General features: G+C 71.6%; 16 protein-coding genes, 1 tRNA gene and 1 pseudogene. 11 read left to right on the forward strand and 7 right to left on the reverse strand.

Going from position 1 to position 16,382, the window contains the following annotated elements; all coding sequences use genetic code 11:
- The first annotated feature begins 61 nt into the window (after positions 1-61).
- Both Q9S71_RS08145 and Q9S71_RS08150 read left to right on the forward strand, forming a co-directional pair.
- Positions 62-967, forward strand: coding sequence for an NUDIX domain-containing protein (locus Q9S71_RS08145; protein WP_311861743.1), 906 nt, complete (start codon positions 62-64; stop codon positions 965-967).
- On the forward strand, positions 964-1,362 hold the full coding sequence (locus tag Q9S71_RS08150; protein ID WP_311861744.1) for a ribosomal maturation YjgA family protein: 399 nt from the start codon (positions 964-966) through the stop codon (positions 1,360-1,362). The genes Q9S71_RS08145 and Q9S71_RS08150 overlap by 4 nt, the downstream gene beginning before the upstream one ends.
- Here the strand turns inward: Q9S71_RS08150 and Q9S71_RS08155 are convergent.
- Genes Q9S71_RS08155 through Q9S71_RS08165 form a run of 3 tightly spaced genes read right to left on the reverse strand, consistent with a single transcriptional unit; the run spans position 1,348 to position 2,822 of the window.
- Positions 1,348-1,704: an RNA-binding S4 domain-containing protein gene (locus tag Q9S71_RS08155; RefSeq protein WP_064002377.1), complete on the reverse strand. Its 357-nt coding sequence runs from the start codon at positions 1,702-1,704 to the stop codon at positions 1,348-1,350. The genes Q9S71_RS08150 and Q9S71_RS08155 overlap by 15 nt on opposite strands.
- A gap of 39 nt (positions 1,705-1,743) precedes the next feature.
- Complete coding sequence (locus tag Q9S71_RS08160) at positions 1,744-2,247, reverse strand: O-acetyl-ADP-ribose deacetylase (RefSeq protein WP_311861746.1); 504 nt, start codon at positions 2,245-2,247, stop codon at positions 1,744-1,746.
- Positions 2,244-2,822 carry a GNAT family N-acetyltransferase gene (locus Q9S71_RS08165; protein ID WP_311861749.1) on the reverse strand — a complete coding sequence of 193 codons (579 nt, stop codon included), beginning with the start codon at positions 2,820-2,822 and terminating at the stop codon, positions 2,244-2,246. The genes Q9S71_RS08160 and Q9S71_RS08165 overlap by 4 nt, the downstream gene beginning before the upstream one ends.
- Before the next feature lie 104 nt (positions 2,823-2,926).
- Between Q9S71_RS08165 and Q9S71_RS08170 the strand changes: the two genes are divergently transcribed.
- Positions 2,927-3,000, forward strand: a tRNA-Pro gene (locus Q9S71_RS08170).
- Positions 3,001-3,069: 69 nt separating this feature from the next.
- Here Q9S71_RS08170 and Q9S71_RS08175 read toward each other — a convergent pair.
- Positions 3,070-4,374, reverse strand: a complete 1,305-nt coding sequence (locus Q9S71_RS08175; protein ID WP_311861750.1) for an ABC transporter permease — start codon at positions 4,372-4,374, stop codon at positions 3,070-3,072.
- Complete coding sequence (locus tag Q9S71_RS08180) at positions 4,371-5,072, reverse strand: ABC transporter ATP-binding protein (protein WP_311861752.1); 702 nt, start codon at positions 5,070-5,072, stop codon at positions 4,371-4,373. The genes Q9S71_RS08175 and Q9S71_RS08180 overlap by 4 nt, the downstream gene beginning before the upstream one ends.
- A 154-nt stretch (positions 5,073-5,226) precedes the next feature.
- Between Q9S71_RS08180 and Q9S71_RS08185 the strand changes: the two genes are divergently transcribed.
- The 4 genes and pseudogenes from Q9S71_RS08185 (at position 5,227) to Q9S71_RS08200 (ending at position 10,003) form a co-directional block, all read left to right on the forward strand.
- Complete coding sequence (locus tag Q9S71_RS08185) at positions 5,227-6,411, forward strand: sensor histidine kinase (protein WP_311861754.1); 1,185 nt, start codon at positions 5,227-5,229, stop codon at positions 6,409-6,411.
- On the forward strand, positions 6,408-7,070 hold the full coding sequence (locus Q9S71_RS08190) for a response regulator (protein ID WP_311861756.1): 663 nt from the start codon (positions 6,408-6,410) through the stop codon (positions 7,068-7,070). The genes Q9S71_RS08185 and Q9S71_RS08190 overlap by 4 nt, the downstream gene beginning before the upstream one ends.
- A 169-nt stretch (positions 7,071-7,239) precedes the next feature.
- Positions 7,240-8,688: pseudogene (locus tag Q9S71_RS08195) on the forward strand (MDR family MFS transporter).
- 61 nt (positions 8,689-8,749) lie between these two features.
- Positions 8,750-10,003 carry an MFS transporter gene (locus Q9S71_RS08200; protein ID WP_311861758.1) on the forward strand — a complete coding sequence of 418 codons (1,254 nt, stop codon included), beginning with the start codon at positions 8,750-8,752 and terminating at the stop codon, positions 10,001-10,003.
- A gap of 30 nt (positions 10,004-10,033) precedes the next feature.
- Here the strand turns inward: Q9S71_RS08200 and Q9S71_RS08205 are convergent, their stop codons facing one another.
- Positions 10,034-11,056 carry an NADPH:quinone reductase gene (locus Q9S71_RS08205; RefSeq protein ID WP_311861759.1) on the reverse strand — a complete coding sequence of 341 codons (1,023 nt, stop codon included), beginning with the start codon at positions 11,054-11,056 and terminating at the stop codon, positions 10,034-10,036.
- Positions 11,057-11,250: 194 nt separating this feature from the next.
- On the opposite strand from Q9S71_RS08205, the gene Q9S71_RS08210 reads away from it, so the two are divergent.
- Positions 11,251-11,583 (forward strand): hypothetical protein, encoded by a 333-nt coding sequence (locus Q9S71_RS08210; RefSeq protein ID WP_311861760.1) that lies wholly within the window; start codon positions 11,251-11,253, stop codon positions 11,581-11,583.
- A gap of 36 nt (positions 11,584-11,619) precedes the next feature.
- Entirely contained in the window at positions 11,620-13,287 is a 1,668-nt protein-coding gene (locus Q9S71_RS08215) for a cation:proton antiporter (protein ID WP_311861761.1), read from the forward strand.
- 6 nt (positions 13,288-13,293) lie between these two features.
- Here Q9S71_RS08215 and Q9S71_RS08220 read toward each other — a convergent pair whose 3' ends face one another.
- Positions 13,294-14,334, reverse strand: coding sequence for an aminotransferase class V-fold PLP-dependent enzyme (locus Q9S71_RS08220; RefSeq protein ID WP_311283505.1), 1,041 nt, complete (start codon positions 14,332-14,334; stop codon positions 13,294-13,296).
- Positions 14,335-14,414: 80 nt separating this feature from the next.
- Here Q9S71_RS08220 and Q9S71_RS08225 point away from each other — a divergent pair, with 80 nt between their 5' ends.
- Together Q9S71_RS08225 and Q9S71_RS08230 are read left to right on the forward strand one after the other, a co-directional pair.
- A complete protein-coding gene (locus tag Q9S71_RS08225; protein WP_422880359.1) occupies positions 14,415-15,377 on the forward strand; it encodes a LysR family transcriptional regulator in 963 nt (320 codons plus the stop codon).
- Between the two features lie 10 nt (positions 15,378-15,387).
- Positions 15,388-16,374, forward strand: coding sequence for an aldo/keto reductase (locus tag Q9S71_RS08230; protein WP_311861766.1), 987 nt, complete (start codon positions 15,388-15,390; stop codon positions 16,372-16,374).
- Positions 16,375-16,382 lie beyond the last annotated feature (8 nt).

Below are 16,382 nucleotides of genomic sequence, written 5' to 3' on the forward strand. Positions count from 1 at the left end.
GCGTGCGTCGGCCGGTGACGGATGCCGCGCCGCGCGGCGCGCTGCGTGAGAGGCTGGTCGGGTGACCATCCGCCCGCCCGATCCCGGTGAGCCGCGTCGCCCGCTCGGGCCGCGCGATCCCGGCGACGCGTGGGTGATCGCCGACAGTGGGGAGAAGTACTGGGGCCGATTCGGAGCGGCGGGACTTCTCGCACACGACCCGGAGCGCGGCATCCTGCTGCAGCACCGGGTGTCGTGGAGCCACTTCGGCGGGACGTGGGGGATTCCCGGGGGAGCACGCCACGAGGGTGAGAGCGCGACGGATGCCGCGATCCGCGAGTCGCAGGAAGAGGCCGGCGTGCCCGGCGACGCCCTGCGCCCCCTCTTCACGAGTGTCCTCGATCGTGGTGTCTGGTCGTACACGACCCTCGTCGCGACGGTCGTGCGTCCGTTCGAGCCGGTCATCGCGGACCCCGAGAGCTACGCCCTGGAGTGGGTGGCGGTCGACCGCGTGGACGACATGGCGCTGCATCCGGGGTTCGCGGGATCCTGGCCCGAGCTGCGCGCCGCGCTGTCGACCCGGGTCGCGCTGATCGTCGACGCGGCGAACGTCGTCGGATCGACGCCCGACGGGTGGTGGCGCGACCGTGCCGGCGCCGCGGGGCGTCTCCTCGCCGGCCTCGAGCGCGTCGCGGACGACGGTGTGGCCGCGGCCGAGATCGGGCTCGGCGGGGACCGGTGGTTCCCGCGCGTGGTCGCCGTCCTCGAGGGGGCGGCGCGATCCGCGCCCGACGGCCACGGCCGTGTCGAGGTGGCCCGGGCGCCGGGCTCCGGCGACGATCGGATCGTCGAGTGCACGGCGGAGGCCGTGTCACGCGGCGAGCGGGCGGTCGTGGTGACGAGCGATCGCGGTCTCGCGGAGCGGGTGACCGGCGTCGGCGGGACCGTGCACTCCGTCTCCTGGCTGCGCGGACAGCTGCCGTCGTGAGACGGCTGGTCGGGCTCGGCGTCGCCGTCGTCGCCATCGTGGCGGGGCTCGTCGTGCATCTGGCGGCGCCGGACGGCGCGGCATCCGACATCGCGGGCGACGCCCTCTACGTGGTCGCGATCTGGGGCGGGCTGGTGCTGCTCGTCCCGCGGTGGCCGTCCTGGGCGACCGCCGGTGTCGTGCTCGTCTGGAGCGTCGCCGTCGAACTCTTCCAGCTGACGGGACTGCCGCTCCGGTGGGCGGCGGAGTTCGCGCCGATCGTCCTCGTGCTCGGCACGTCCTTCGACCCGAGGGACCTGGTCGTCTACGCGGTGACCGCGATCGCCGTCGGCGGAGCGGATGCCGTCGCCCGCCGCGCGCTTCCCCGTCGCCGGGCGGGGTCAGCGGCCGCGTAGCCGCTCGATGTCGCGCCGCTCGCGCTTGGTGGGGCGGCCGGCGCCGCGGTCGCGCACGGCGATCTGGGCGACGGGTTCCCGCTCGGGGGTGCGGTCCTCGGCGGCGACGGCGGCGAGCGGAGCGCCGACGCGCTTGGTGATCGTCTGGCGCACGACGAGGATGCGGTCGAAGCCGGCGATCCGCACGCGCAGCTCATCGCCGGGACGCACCTGCTGTGCCGCTTTCGCCTTCTCGCCGTTGACGCGGACGTGTCCGGCGCGACAGGCGGTCGTCGCCGCCGAGCGGGTCTTGTAGACGCGGACGGCCCACAGCCAGGAATCCACACGGACGGCATCCGCCATGTCATCCCCCTCCCGATCGTGGGATCCATCGTAGGCGGGTCAGGATGCCGCGAGCCGCCGTTCGACTCGGTCGTACATGGCCTGGTCGAAGGCGACGATGCGTGCCTCGGCGACCTGCGACGGCGTGTCCCGCAGGGTCGAGACGGCGGCGTCGACGGCGTCGTCGAGGGGCCAGCCGTAGATCCCGGCACTGATGAGCGGGAAGGCGGCGGTCGTCGCCCCGAGGTCGTCGGCGACCTCGAGCGCCCGACGGTAGCAGGACGTCAGGAGGGAGCGGTCGCGTTCGCCGGCGGTGTGGTTCGGGCCGACGACATGGATCACCCAGCGGGCGGGCAGGTCGCCGGCGGTCGTCCACCCAGCATCCCCCGTGGCGAGGCCGTGAGGGAAACGTGCGATGCAGTCGGCGAGGATGCCGGGTCCGCCCGCACGGTGGATGGCACCGTCGACGCCGCCCCCGCCGCGCATCGCACGGTTGGCCGCGTTGACGACGGCGTCGACGTGCTGGCGTGTGATGTCGCCCCGAACGAGGGTGACGCGCGTCACGACAGGGCCTTCGCGACGATCGGACGAGCGGCGCCGGGGCGAGCGGTCTCGGTGAAGCCCGCGCCGAGGAAGGCGGAGAGCGTCCCGTGATAGAGCTCGTTGCTCGAGAACCGCTTGATCTCCGTGTCGAGCGGGTAGCCCTCGACGACGCGGGCGCCGTGTGCTTGAGCATGCTCGACGGCGGCGTCGAGCAGTTTCGACGCGATTCCCTTCGAGCGGTGCTCTGTGCGGACGACGAAGCAGGTGATCGCCCAGACCGATGGGTCGTCCATGGGCTCGGGGGACTGCTGGACGTTGCGCGTGCGCGCGAGTCGCGGCTGTGCAGGGCGAGGAGCGACTTTGACCCATCCGGCCGCCTCGCCGTCGACGTAGGCGATGAGGGCCGAGGGGACCGCGGCGGTGAGGTCCATCCGCAGTCGTTCGCGCCGCTCCGCCTGCGAGGTGGTGTCGAAGTCCTTAGGCGCGAGCATCCACCACTGGCACCAGCAATCCGCTCCGTCGCCGCCGCCCGTGAGGGCGTGCTCGGCGTCGGCGAAGCGATCGGCCCGCGCCGGTTCGATCGTGATCTGCGTCATCCGGGCAGAGTAGTCCCGTGCTCGGACACGCGGAACCCCGTGGCGGTTCGCGGCGGGGCTGCGGACCGGCTAGGATAGGGGAGTTGTTCGCGAGGGCAACGGACCGGGATGTGGCGCAGCTTGGTAGCGCACTTGACTGGGGGTCAAGGGGTCGCAGGTTCAAATCCTGTCATCCCGACCGGTACGACGAAGGGCCCGCCATCCGGCGGGCCCTTCGTCGTACGGTCGCTCGAATGCGAGCCTCCGTTCACTCGTACCGTAGGGACTCCACCGGATCAGCGCGTGCGGCTCGTGCGGCCGGCAACGTGCCCGCCAGGAACGCGATCGCCATGACCAGGACGATCACGGTGGCGATCGACACCGGGTCGAACGCGATTAGCGTCAGCCCCGGGAGATCGGCGAGCAGCCCACCCGCGAGCACCGAGCTGATCGCGCTGCCGGCCGCCATCGCGACGACGGCGCCGATCGCGCTGCCGAGGAAGCCCAGGAAGGCCGCCTCGAGGCTGAAGAGCGAGAACACGCGTCCCGACCCCATGCCCATCGCTTTCATGAGCCCGATCTCCCGGGTGCGCTCCTGCACCGACATGTACAGGGTGTTCACGATCCCGAACGCCGCTGCGAGCAGGGCGATGATCGCGAACGCGTTCAGCACGAGCACGATGCCGTCGATGATCGTCTTCACCGTTCCGAGCTGGTCGGCGATCGTCGTGCCGGTGTACCCCGCGTCGGCGAGACGATCCTTGAGCGCCGTGATCTCGGCATCCGTCGCCTGAGGATCGAACCAGACCGTCGCCGAGGTGTAGCGGTCGGCCTGCTCCGTGGTGAGCCCCGTGCTCTGCGCCGCGAACAGCGCATCCTCGAACGCGGTGTTCACGAGCAGACCGCTGCCCGTCGGGCTCGCGATCGCCTCTTCGGCGACCCCCACGATCGTCGCATCGATCGTGTGCTGCGTGCGCTCGGCATCCGTCACGGCCACCGTGACCGTCTCGCCGACCGCATCCGCCGCATCGGAGAACCCGAGCGGCTCAACATAGGTGACGGGGATGGTCACCTCGTACTCGCCGGCGTCGGGATCGGGCTCGGCGCCGCTGGCGAGCACGACGGTCTGGCCCGGGATCAGGCTGCCGACGGATGCCTCGTACCTGGTCCCGTCGCCCGCGACGATGTAGTCGGGGGTGATCGTCCGGACGGCATCCACCCGCAGCACGCCGTCGACTCCCTCGATCGTGTCGATGTCGTCGGGTGTCAACGCGGTGACCGTCGTGCCGGGGATGCCGCTGGACACCGCGTCCGGGTCGTACTCCTGCGGTCCGTCGGACGGCTGGCCGGGAAGGCCTCCGTCCGACTCGGCGTTCTTCGTCACCGTCATGGCGTCGGACGCGCCCACCCCCGACACCGTGTCGTCGATGTAGGCGTTGATCCCCGTCCCGAGGCCGCTCGTCAGCGTCAGGGTGAACGCCCCGACGAAGATCGCGAGGATCGTGAGGATCGTCCGCGTCTTGGAGCGGAACGTGTTGGCGACCGCCGAGGCGATCAGATCCGTCGTCTTCATGCTGCCGCCTCCTCAGCCGAATCCTCGATGATGAGCCCGTCCCGGATGACGATCCGTCGGTCGCAGCGTGCCGCGAGATCCTCATCGTGGGTCACGACGATGAGGGTGATACCGTGCTCGCGGTTCAGGGTGAAGAGGATGTCCTCGACGACGGCCCCGGTCTGGGTGTCTAGGTTGCCGGTGGGCTCGTCCGCGAAGATCAGACGCGGGTCGTTGACGAGGGCGCGGGCGATGACGACGCGCTGCTTCTGCCCGCCGGAGAGGTTCGCGGCCTTGTTGCGGGCCTTGTCGGCGAGGTCGAGCTGCTCGAGCGCCGCCATCGCGCGACGCCGGCGCTCGCCGCGTCGGACACCCGCGATCTTCAGGGGCAGCATCACGTTGTCGAGGACGGTCGTGGTCCCGGTCAGGAAGAACTGCTGGAAGACGAACCCGAAGGTCTGGTTCCGCGTCTTGTTCAGGCGGGAGCCGCGGAGGTGGGCGGTGTCGTCGCCGGCGAGGAGGATCGTGCCCGAATCCGCGGCATCGAGCAGTGCCAGCAGGTGCATCAGGGTCGACTTGCCCGAGCCGCTCTTGCCGACGATGGCCACCGAATCGCCCTCGTTGATGCGGAACGAGATGCCCTTCAGCGCATCGAATCTGTTCGACCCGCGGCCGTAGGACTTGCGGACGTCCCGGGCCTCGAGGATGGGGATGTTCATGCGGAATCTCCGTTCGTGTGCGTTTCCTCCACCCTCCGCAGCGCCGGCGGAAGAGGCATCCCGCCGCCGGGTCGATCGCGTACCGCATCCGCGGTATCCGCCGCTACCGCGCCGAACGGATGCCGCGCCCGCCGCGCGCGGGCACACTGGACACGTGCCTCTTCTGGATCTCCCCGACGCCCCTGCGGATCCGCGCCCCCGCGTGCCGCGGTGGGTGCGGGAGGTCCTCATCGCGATCTTCATCGCGGGGCTCGCGTTCGCGCAGCCGCCGATCCCGGAATTCCAGTCGTCCGGACCCGTCGCGACGGCGCTGATGATCGCGCCGGTCGTCGTCCTGCCGTGGCGGCATCGGCGCCCCATCCCGGTCCTCGTCGTCGTCCTCGCCCTGTTCGGCGCGGTCTCCGTCGCGGGGACGCTGTCGATCGGCGTCGCGGTCGCTGTCGGGGTCGCCATGTTCCAAGTGGCCTACCGCTATCAGCGCTCGAAGGTGTTCCTCATCGGCGCCTGCGTCGCCGTGCTGATCGTGGTGCTCACCGTGCCCGCGGCCGTGGCGGGGGTGATCGACCCCCGGATCTTCCAGTTCGGGCTCATCGTCGCGTTCGCGACGGCGGCCGGCAGCGGCGCCCGCGCCCGCCACGCCTACATCACGGCGATCACCGACCGAGCCGAGAGGGCGGAGCAGACCCGCGAAGCGGAAGCGCGACGCCGGGTCAGCGAGGAGCGCCTGCGCATCGCGCGGGACCTCCACGACACCGTCGCGCACCAGATCGCGGTCATCAGCCTGCATGCGGGCGTCGCGTCCTCCGCGATCGACGCGCGGCCCGAGAAGGCGAAGGAATCACTGGTGACGATCCGTGAGGCGTCACGGACGGTGCTCAGCGAGATCGGCGACCTCCTGTCGATGCTGCGATCCGAAGAGGGAGAGGACGCGATGCCGGCACCGGCCGCGGGGCTCGAGCGGCTCGACGAGCTCGTCGCGCAGTTCGCGGCATCCGATCTCGACGTCACCAGCCGGATCGAGGGCGACCTCGCCCGGGTGGGCGGCGCGGTCGACCTCGTCGCCTACCGCGTCGCCCAGGAGGGGCTCACCAACGCCCACAAGCACGGCGCGGGCATGCGCGCGCATGTGCTCGTCGAGATCGGCGACGACACGGTCGTCGTCACCGTCACCAACCCGACGCACGAGGCACCGGCTCCCGACGGTCACGTCGGATCCGGGCTCGGACTGGTCGGGCTGCGGGAACGGGTCGCCGCCGTCCGCGGCTCGGTGTCGGCGGGGCAGGTTCCCGGCGGGTGGCGGCTCAGCGCGCGATTGCCGCTCGTGAAGGAGGACGCATGACCACCGTGCTCGTCGTCGACGATCAGCCCCTCATCCGTCAGGCGGTCGCCGACATCCTCACCGCCGAGGGCGACATCGAGGTGATCGGCTCCGCCGCGGACGGCCGCGCCGCGCTCGCCGCGGCGACCCGCGATCGTCCCGACGTCGTCGTGATGGACATCCGGATGCCGGTGCTCGACGGGATCGCGGCGACGGCGGCGATCTGCGCTGTCCCCGCCCTGGCGGCGACCCGCGTGCTCATCCTGACGACCTTCGAGGAGGACGAGTACCTCGTCGCCGCGCTCCGTGCCGGCGCGAGCGGTTTCGTGGGGAAGGGGGCGGAGCCGCAGGAGATCGTCCGCGCCGTCCGCGCCGTGCACGCCGGTGACGCGCTCTTGTCGCCGGTGGCGACCCGGGCGTTGATCGACCGCTTCGTCGCCTCTCCGACAGCGGCGCGCACGCCGCCGGAAGGCCTCGAGCATCTGACGGAGCGAGAGCGGGAGGTGCTGCTCATGGTGGCGCGCGGGCAATCCAATCAGGAGATCGCCGACGATCTCTTCATCTCGCCGCACACCGCCAAGACCCACGTCAACCGGATCATGGTCAAGGTCCATGCCCACGACCGGGCGCAGCTGGTGATCCTCGCGTACGAATCGGGGCTCCTCACCGCCGGATCGTGACGATACCGCGTCCGCAGTACCTCGGATGCCGCGCTGGCGGGACGCGCGTGGAGGGGATCGGCGAGAGTCTGGCAGGGTGACTTCCCCGACCGCCCCCGTCGTCCTCCCCGACCCCGCTCCGACCGACAAGCGACGCGTCCTGTTCGTCTTCGCCGGCCTCCTCGTCGCGATGCTGCTCGCCTCGCTCGACCAGACGATCCTCTCGACCGCGCTCCCGACGATCGTGGGCGAACTGGACGGGGTCGACCACATGCTGTGGGTCACGACGGCGTACCTCGTCGCGGCGACCATCATGATGCCGGTCTACGGAAAGCTCGGTGACCTCCTCGGGCGGAAGGGCCTGTTCATCGGCGCGCTCCTCCTGTTCCTCGCGGGGTCGGTGATCGGTGGACTCGCGCAGGACATGACGTGGCTCATCGTCGGGCGCGCCGTGCAGGGACTCGGCGGCGGCGGTCTCATGATCCTGTCCCAGGCGATCATCGCCGACGTCGTCCCCGTGCGGGAACGCTCGAAGTACATGGGGGTCATAGGCGGCGTCTTCGGCATCTCGTCCATTGCGGGCCCGCTGCTGGGCGGGTGATTCACCGAGGGCGTGGGATGGCGGTGGGCGTTCTGGATCAACCTTCCGCTCGGACTCGTCGCGGTCGGACTGGCGGTCGCGTTCCTCACGCTGCCGGCACGACGCGTCGCCGTGCGGTTCGATCTCTGGGGAACGGTGACGATGGCGGTCGCGGTGACCGCGATCATCCTCGTGGCCTCCTGGGGTGGCACGGAGTACGAGTGGGGGTCGGTCACCATGAATCTCCTCATCTCCGTCGCGGTGGTCTTCAGCGTCCCCTTCGTGCTCGCGGAGCGGCGTGCGGCCGAGCCGATCATCCCGCTGAGCCTGTTCCGCTCGCGCAATTTCGTGCTCGCCACCTCGGTCGGCCTGTTCATCGGTATCGCGATGTTCGGTGCGCTCGCCTACCTCCCGACGTACCTGCAGATCGTCACCGGGACGAATGCGACGGTGTCGGGCTTCATGATGATCCCGATGGTGCTGGGGCTGATGACGAGCGCGATCACCACGGGACAGCTCGCCTCACGGACGGGACGCTACAAGTGGATGCCGGTGGCCAGCATGATCGTCGTCGGCACCGCGCTCGCGCTCATGTCGACGCTGACCGTCGACACGACTCTGTGGATCCTGCTGGCTTATCTCTTCCTCCTCGGCGCGGGCATCGGGCTCGCGATGCAGATCCTCATCCTGGTGGTTCAGAACTCGTTTCCCGACTCCCACGTGGGGACGGCGACTGCGGCGAACAACTTCTTCCGCGAGATCGGGGCTTCCCTCGGCGGGGCGATCGTCGGCGCCCTCTTCACCGCGAGGTTGACCGACCTTCTCACCGATCGCCTGCCCGCGGGCACGACGGGGGACACGAACTCCTTCACCCCCGCGGTGATCAACGCCCTGCCCCACGCCGTCCACGACCTCATCACCGGCGCGTACAACGAGGCGCTCACGCCCGTGTTCGCCATGCTGATCCCGATGGTGGCCGCCGGTTTGGTCCTCGCGATGTTCATCAAGGAGGTGCCCCTCCGCGCAGCGCTCGACCGCGAACCCGTGCGCGACGCCTGAGACCCCCTCCTGCGGCGACACCCTCGCCGCCTTGAGGGGACGATGGCTCTAGGCTCATCCGGTGAACATCGGTGAATGGGTCGCACCGCAGCGGCTCGGACGGGACTTCCGGTGGCTGCTGGCCTCATCGTGGACGAGCAACGTCGGTGACGGCATCGCGCTCGCCGCCGCGCCGCTTCTGATCGCGTCGATGACCGATTCCCCGATCCTCGTCGCCGCCGGCGCCGTTCTGCAGTTCCTGCCGTGGCTCCTGTTCGGACTGCACGCGGGGGCGATCGCCGACCGGCTCGACCGGCGAAGGCTCATCATGGTCGCCAATGGCGTCCGCTCCCTCGTCCTCGTGGCGCTGTGCGTCTTCCTCGTCACCGGCGTCGCGAGCATCTGGATCGTCCTGATCGTGGCGTTCGTCTACGGCTGCGCGGAGGTCTTCGTCGACACGACCAGCAGCACCCTCCTGCCGATGATGGTCCGCAAAGCCGACCTGGGCGTGGGCAATGCGCGTCTCCAGGCAGGATTCCTCGTCGCCAACCAGTTCGGCGGTCCGCCGCTGGGGGCGTTCCTGTTCGCCGTCGGCACGTTCTGGCCGTTCGCTGTCCAGGCGATCTGCGTCGCGCTCGCCGTCGTCCTCATCTCGCGGATCGCGGCGACGCCGGTGCCGAGCAGCAAAGCCGATTCCCCGCGGACACCGGTGCACACCGACATCGCCGAGGGCATCCGGTGGCTGTGGCGCAACCCGCCGGTGCGGACGCTCGTCCTCATCATCCTGACCTTCAACGTGACGTGGGCGGCGCCCTGGGGCATCCTCGTCCTCTACGCCACGGACCACCTGCAGATGGGTCCCATCGGCTACGGCGCACTCACGACCGCGTCGGCGATCGGCGGTCTGCTCGCCACGTTCTCGTTCGGCTGGCTCGAGCGCCGGTTCTCGTTCGCGACCCTCATGCGCGTCTGTCTCAGCGCCGAGGTCGCGATGCACCTCGCCTTCGCCCTGACGACGTCGGGCGCCGTCGCCTTCGTCATCATGATCGCCTTCGGCGCGTACGCCTTCGTCTGGGGGACGATCTCCACGACGGTCCGCCAACGACTCGTCCCGCACGAGCTGCAGGGTCGGATCGCGTCGGTCAACATGGTGGGCGTCTTCGGCGGGCTCGTCATCGGTCAGGCGATCGGCGGGGTGATCGCCCAGTTCTGGGGGCTGACGGCGCCGTGGTGGTTCGCCTTCGCGGGCGCCGCGGTCACCCTGGTGCTCGTCTGGCGCCCCATCAGCCACATCGCTGCGGCGCGCGTCGATGACAGGACGGATGCCGCGGGCTGAGGCGCTGCGCGACCCGCGGCATCCGGTCGATCACAGGTCGGCGACGCGGATCAGGACCTTGCCCACGGTCGCGGCTTCGACCGCGTCGTGGGCGGCTGCGGTCTCCGCCAGGGGGAACCACGTGAGCGGCAGGCCCGCCTCCTCGCCGACGGGCAGGGCGCCGTCCTCGAGGGCGCGCGTGATGTCGACGACGGCGGCATCGAGCGCGGGTTCGCCGACCGTGTAGAGCAGGACGCCCTGGACCCGGATGTTCTTCGCGAAGGTGGGCCGGATCGGCATGCTGAACGTGTCGCCGTTGTCGTCAGCGTAGAAGGCGATGACGGCGTGTCCCGCGGCGACCTCGGCGTCGAGGGCGGCATTCGTCGCCAGCGACACCTCGACGATCTGGTCGACGCCCTCGGGGGCGATCTCCCGCACCCGCGCCGCCACGTCCTCCTGTGTGTAGTCGATGACGTGGTGCGCGCCGGCCGCGCGCGCGAGTTGCGCCTTCGCGTCGGAGCTCACCGTCGTGAGGACGGTCGCACCCGCCCACCGGGCGAGCTGGATCGCGGCGTGGCCGACGGCGCCGGCGCCGCCCTGCACGAGAACGGTGCGTCCGGCGAGCGCGCCGGGCGCCAGGCGGGCGGGGCCGTCCTCGTGCACCGTCAGGGCACGATGCGCCGTCACGGCCGGCACGCCGAGACTGGCCGCGGTGGCGAAGTCGATGCCCTCCGGAAGACGGATGGCGCGGGATGCCGGGACGACCGTGTACTCCTGCGCGGTGCCCGTGGGGCGCTGGTGCTGGGCGAGGTGCACCCACACGCGGTCGCCGACCGCGAGGTCCTCGACTCCCTCGCCGAGGGCGTCGACGACGCCGGCACCGTCCTGATTCGGGACGGTCTCGGCGAAGGAGGCTCGCTGGGTGCCTCCGGAGCGGGACTTCCAGTCGGTCGGGTTCACCCCCGAGACGGCGATGCGGACCCGCACCTCACCGGGACCGGGATCCGCGACCTCGCGGTCGACGAGGGACAGGACGTCGGATGCGCCCGGGGAGCTGTAGACGATCGCCTTCATACCGGGCGCAACCCCTCGTGACCCGCGCGCATTCCGACACCGGCCGTTTGCCAGGCGCCGTGTGCGAGGCTCGAGGGGCGGCACGAGTTTCGTGTCGCCTGCAGGAAGGGGGCCTCGTGCCCACCTGGCTCGAACACCTCTGTCACGCTCTCATCGGCCGGACGCGATCGCACGACGATCTCCCGGATCTCCGCGTGCTCCCCACGTCCCGCGTGGACCTCGCCCGCACCCACTACCTCGTCGACGACCCCGAGCGGCGCACCCGCGACGACCGCCTCTACATCCTCCGCATCGGGCAGCGCGGCCGTCGCGGCGTCGACGTCGCCGTCCACTCGAACGGGCGCGTCGTCGGATTCCTCCCCGACGCCTCCGCGGCGAAGCTCGCCGAGCCGCTGCTGCGCCTCGGCGGTGCCGCGATCGTGAACGGCGCCGGCCCCCGTCCGGGGACGACGCGGCTGCGGGTCGACCTCCCGACGCCGGAAGCGATGCGCTCCTTCGCTCCGGTGGGCGGACCCACGGCGTACTGATCACCGTTCGCTGAGGTCCTCTGACAGGCTTTCCCTGTGATCGAGACTCTTCTCGGCCTGGTGGTCGCGCTCCTGGTCGTCGCGTCGACGACGGTGATCGGCCGGTGGGCGGGTATCGCCGCGCCGATCCTGATGGTCGCCGTGGGCGTCGGCGGCAGCTTCCTCCCGATGTTCGACGACTTCGTCCTCGACCCGGAGTGGATCCTGCTCGGCATCCTGCCCCCGCTGCTGTACTCGGCAGCGGTCTCGATGCCGGCGATGCACTTCCGACGCGAGTTCGGCGCCATCGCCGGGCTGTCGGTCTTCCTCGTCATCGGCACCGCCCTCGCCCTGGGCCTCTTCTTCATGGTCGCGATCCCCGATCTCGGTTTCGCGTGGGGAGTCGCCCTCGGCGCCATTGTGAGCCCCACCGACGCCGTCGCGACCTCGATCATCAAACGCACGCCCGTGTCCAAGCGGGTCGTCGCGATCCTCGAAGGAGAGAGCCTGCTCAACGACGCGACGGCGCTCGTGCTGCTGCGCACCGCGGTCGCTGCGGCCGCGGCATCCTTCTCCTTCTGGGGTGCCGTCGGCACCTTCGCCTACGCCGTCGTCGTCGCGGTCCTGATCGGCGCGGTGCTCGGCTGGCTCAACCTGACGGTGCGCAAGCGTGCGACCGACCCGACCGTCAACACGGTCCTCTCGTTCACCGTGCCGTTCCTCGCGGCCGTCCCGGCGGAACTCCTCGGCGCCTCGGGCCTCGTCGCCGCCGTCGTCGCCGGCATCATCACCGGGGTGGGCGGTCCGCGCGTCTTCTCGGCGCGCAACCGGCTGTCCGACGCGCAGAACTGGCGCACGGTCGAGCTGATCCTCGAGGGGTTCGTGTTCCTCTTCATGGGACTGCAGCTGACCTCGATCCTCAGCGACGTGGAGAAGGCGCACGAGGGCATCGCGCCCGCTCTCCTCATCGCCGCCGGCGCGTGGCTCCTGACGGTGATCGTGCGGGCCGCGTACGTGGCACCGTTGCTCGCACTGCTGTCGATGAGCGCGCGTCGCGTCCGCCGCCTCCAGCCCCGCCTCGAGACGATCGCGCAGCGCCTCGAGACCGAGGAGGGCGAGGCGCAGCTCGTCGATGCGTTCGCCCGCCGCGGCCGGCGCGTCTCGCGGGGAACCGTGCGCCGGTTCGGTCCGCGCGTGACGCGCGGCCTCGCCGACATCCGCTACTTCCAGGAAGCGCCGCTCGGATGGCGCGAGGGCACCCTGGTCGTCTGGGCGGGGATGCGGGGCGCCATCACGCTCGCTGCCGCGCAGACGCTCCCCGAGGACACCCCGCTGCGCTCCGTGCTCGTCCTCATCGCCTTCGCCGTCGCCGTCGTCTCCCTCGTCGGGCAGGGCGCCTCGGTCGCGCCGCTCGTCGACGCGCTCACCCCCGCTGGTTCGGCGGACGAGTCGCGCGAGCGCGAGAAGGAGGAGCGGCGGCACATCCTCGAGCTTCTCCGCGAGCGCGCGGCGGACGTTCCCGCTCCGAATCGCTCGGCCGACCTCGACCGTGCCCGGGCGTTCCAGGTCGAGAGCGACTACCGCCTCGCCGTGATCGACGTCCAGCGCCGCGCGCTGCTCGACGCTCGCGACACCGGCACCTTCGATGCCGACGTGCTCGCGCACGAACTCGCGGTGGTCGACGCCGCCCAGATCGCGATCGAGTTGCGCACCGGCCGCGAGTGAGGTCCGTCAGCGATCCAGCGCGCGGGCGATGTCCTCGACGTCGCGCTCGTCGTTGAAGACGTGCAGCGCGACGCGCGCGTTGCCGGCGCGGCTCGACGCGACGATCCCCGCGGCGCGCAGCCGGCCGATGTCCGCACCGCTCTCGTCCCGCCAGGTCACGATCGGCGTCGCCCGCGCCGGAGCCGGCAGGTCGAGCCGCTCCCGCAGCGCGGCCGCGAGGCCCGTGACCTCGTCGCTCAGCGCCCGCGGGTCCGCTCCTGCGAAGAGGGCGAGTGCCGGCTCGGCCCCCGTGAACGCCTGCCACGCGGGCGAGACGTCGAACCGTCGAGCGGATGCCGCCAGGGTCGCGTCCGTGCCGTAGCACGACGCCCACGGGTCCGCGCCCGCGTACCAGCCCGCCTGGCGCGGACCGATCGTCGCGGCGAAGTCCTCGCGGAGCGCGAGGAACGCGACGCCGCGGGGCGCGCACAGCCACTTGTAGGCGTGGCAGACCAGCGCATCGAAGGCCCCGGCGGCCACCGGCATCCACCCGACGGCCTGCGTCGCGTCGCAGAGCGTTCGCGCACGGTGGCGCCGCGCCGCCGCGACGATCGCGTCGGCGTCGGCGACGGCACCCGTCGCGGACTGCACGATCGAGAACGCCACGAGGGTCGTCGCCGCGTCGACCGCGTCGGCGAGCGCATCGAGCGGTGCCGTCCGCACGGTGATGCCCCGACCGGCGTGGACGAACGGGAGGACGAGCGACGAGAACTCGCCCTCGGGGCACAGGACGACGGCACCGTCGGGCAGCGAGGCCGCGAGGAGGCTCACCATGGCGGAGGTCTGCGCGCCGAGCGCGACGGCGGCTGGGTCCACCCCGACCAGTCGCGCGAACGATGCGCGGCACCGCTCGGCGCTCGCGGCGTACCGGATCGGGTCGGGCCACGCGTCGAGGTCGGCGCGGACCGCGTCGCGGCTGGCGAGGGGCGGAATGCCGGCGGTGCAGGCCGCGACGTACCCTCGCGCGTCGGGGAACGCGTCGCGGACGTCGGCGGGGGAGAGGGCCATGACTCCATCGTCGCGATCCGCGACTGAGTGCACCATGGCAGGTATTGCATCGACTGCATGACATGGCGTTATATGTCTGGATGCCGCAACCCGTCCCCGACCTCTCCGTCGCCGGGCTCCGCATCGTCAAGGCGGTGGGCGACACGGGGTCCGTGACGGCCGCTGCGACCGCACTCGGGTACAGCCAGCCAGCCGTGAGCCAGCAGATCCGCCGCCTCGAGACGCGGCTGGGGATGGCGGTCGTGGAACGGGTGGGACGGCGGATGCGGCTCACCGAGGCCGGGCGCATCCTCGCCCGCCACGCCACGTCGATCACGACGGCGCTCGGCGCGGTGGCCGGTGAGCTCGCCGACCTCGGCGGCGGCCGGATCGGCACGGTGCGGCTCGTCGGGTTCCCCTCCGCCTCGCCGACGATCCTCCCGCGCCTCATGCGCCGGCTCGCCGCATCCGACCCGGGTCTCTCGCTGACGTACGTTGAGGCGGAACCGCCCGAGGCGGTCGCCGCCGTCCGCGCCGACCGGGCCGACATCGCGTTGACCTTCAGCCACCCGGGCGACGGCACCGACGCGCACGGCGACAGCATCCGGGGGCTCGACGCCCGCCGCATCGGCGCCGAGGACCTCCTCCTCGTGCTGCCCGACGGGCACGCCCGCAGCACCGAGGACGTCGTCGACCTCAGGGCGCTCGCCGACGACGATTGGATCGCGGGATGCCCGCGGTGCCGCAGCCACCTGCTGGATTCGTGCGAACGCGCGGGATTCGCGCCCCGCATCCGCTTCGAGACCGACAACGTCGCCGCCGTCGAGCAGCTGGTCGCGCAGGGTGTGGGCGTCGCGACGCTGCCGCGGCTCGCGGTGGCGTCCTTCCCCCTCGTCGCCGGGGTGATCACCCGCCCGCTGGCGTCGAGGGACCGGCGCGACCTGCACGCGGTCTCGGCCCGCGGGGCCGCCGGGGTGCCGGCGGTCGCGACCGTGCTGTCGCACCTCGCCGCCGCGGTCGGCGACATGACGGCGCCGGGGCCGGAGGTCCCCGCGGCGAAGTAGGGTGAGCCCCATGCAGCAGCGACCTCTCGCCTCCACCGGCCGTTCCGTCTCCGCCATCGGCCTCGGCACATGGCAACTCGGTGCCGACTGGGGGGACGTCTCCGAATCCGATGCGCTCGACGTCCTCGCCGTCTCCGTCGAGGCCGGCGTCACCCTGTTCGACACCGCCGACGTCTACGGCGACGGTCGCAGCGAGACCCTCATCGGCCGCTTCCTGGCGTCGCACTCGGGCAACGGCGTGACCGTGGCGACCAAGATGGGGCGGCGCCTCGCGCAGGAACCCGAGAACTACACCCCCGAGAACTTCCGCGCGTGGACCGACCGGTCACGGCGCAACCTCGGCGTCGACACGCTCGATCTCGTGCAGCTGCACTGCCCGCCGTCGGCGGTGATCCACGCCGACGAGACCTACGACGCCCTCGACGCCCTCGTCGACAGCGGTGCGATCGCCGCGTACGGCGTGTCGGTCGAGACCTGCGCGCAGGCCCTGTCCGCGATCTCGCGGCCCGGGGTGACCAACGTGCAGATCATCTTCAACCCGTTCCGGCTGAAGCCGCTCGACGAGGTGCTGCCGGCCGCCGAGGCCGCCGGCGTCGCGATCTTCGCCCGGGTCCCGCTCGCCTCGGGCCTCCTCAGCGGGCGCTACAGCGCGTCGACCTCGTTCGCGGCGAACGACCACCGCACCTTCAACCGGCACGGCGAGGCGTTCGACCGCGGTGAGACGTTCTCGGGCGTCGACTTCGAGACGGGTCTCGTCGCGGTGGACGAGCTCAGCGCGGCGCTGCCCGACGGCGTGTCGCTGCCGGCGGCATCCCTCGCCTGGATCGCGTCCCGTCCGGGCGTCACCTCCGTCATCCCGGGGGCGCGCACGACGGCGCAGGCCAGGAGCAACGCCGACGCCGGGGCGATCGACCCCGCCGTCCTCGACACGTTCGCGGCCGCCGTCGTCGACGTGTACGACCGCCGGCTCCGCGCGGACATCCACCCGCAGTGGTGATCGGGGTG

The organism is Microbacterium gawkjiense, from assembly GCF_031932225.1.
Taxonomy (GTDB): Bacteria; Actinomycetota; Actinomycetes; order Actinomycetales; family Microbacteriaceae; genus Microbacterium; species Microbacterium gawkjiense.

Coding starts and splice junctions, on each gene's coding strand:
- Q9S71_RS08155 (WP_064002377.1), bottom strand. CDS start 1,704: ATGGCGGATGCCGTCCGTGTGGATTCCTGGCTGTGGGCCGTCCGCGTC.
- Q9S71_RS08165 (WP_311861749.1), bottom strand. CDS start 2,822: ATGACGCAGATCACGATCGAACCGGCGCGGGCCGATCGCTTCGCCGAC.
- Q9S71_RS08175 (WP_311861750.1), bottom strand. CDS start 4,374: ATGAAGACGACGGATCTGATCGCCTCGGCGGTCGCCAACACGTTCCGC.
- Q9S71_RS08180 (WP_311861752.1), bottom strand. CDS start 5,072: ATGAACATCCCCATCCTCGAGGCCCGGGACGTCCGCAAGTCCTACGGC.
- Q9S71_RS08190 (WP_311861756.1), top strand. CDS start 6,408: ATGACCACCGTGCTCGTCGTCGACGATCAGCCCCTCATCCGTCAGGCG.
- Q9S71_RS08205 (WP_311861759.1), bottom strand. CDS start 11,056: ATGAAGGCGATCGTCTACAGCTCCCCGGGCGCATCCGACGTCCTGTCC.
- Q9S71_RS08220 (WP_311283505.1), bottom strand. CDS start 14,334: ATGGCCCTCTCCCCCGCCGACGTCCGCGACGCGTTCCCCGACGCGCGA.
- Q9S71_RS08225 (WP_422880359.1), top strand. CDS start 14,415: ATGCCGCAACCCGTCCCCGACCTCTCCGTCGCCGGGCTCCGCATCGTC.
- Q9S71_RS08230 (WP_311861766.1), top strand. CDS start 15,388: ATGCAGCAGCGACCTCTCGCCTCCACCGGCCGTTCCGTCTCCGCCATC.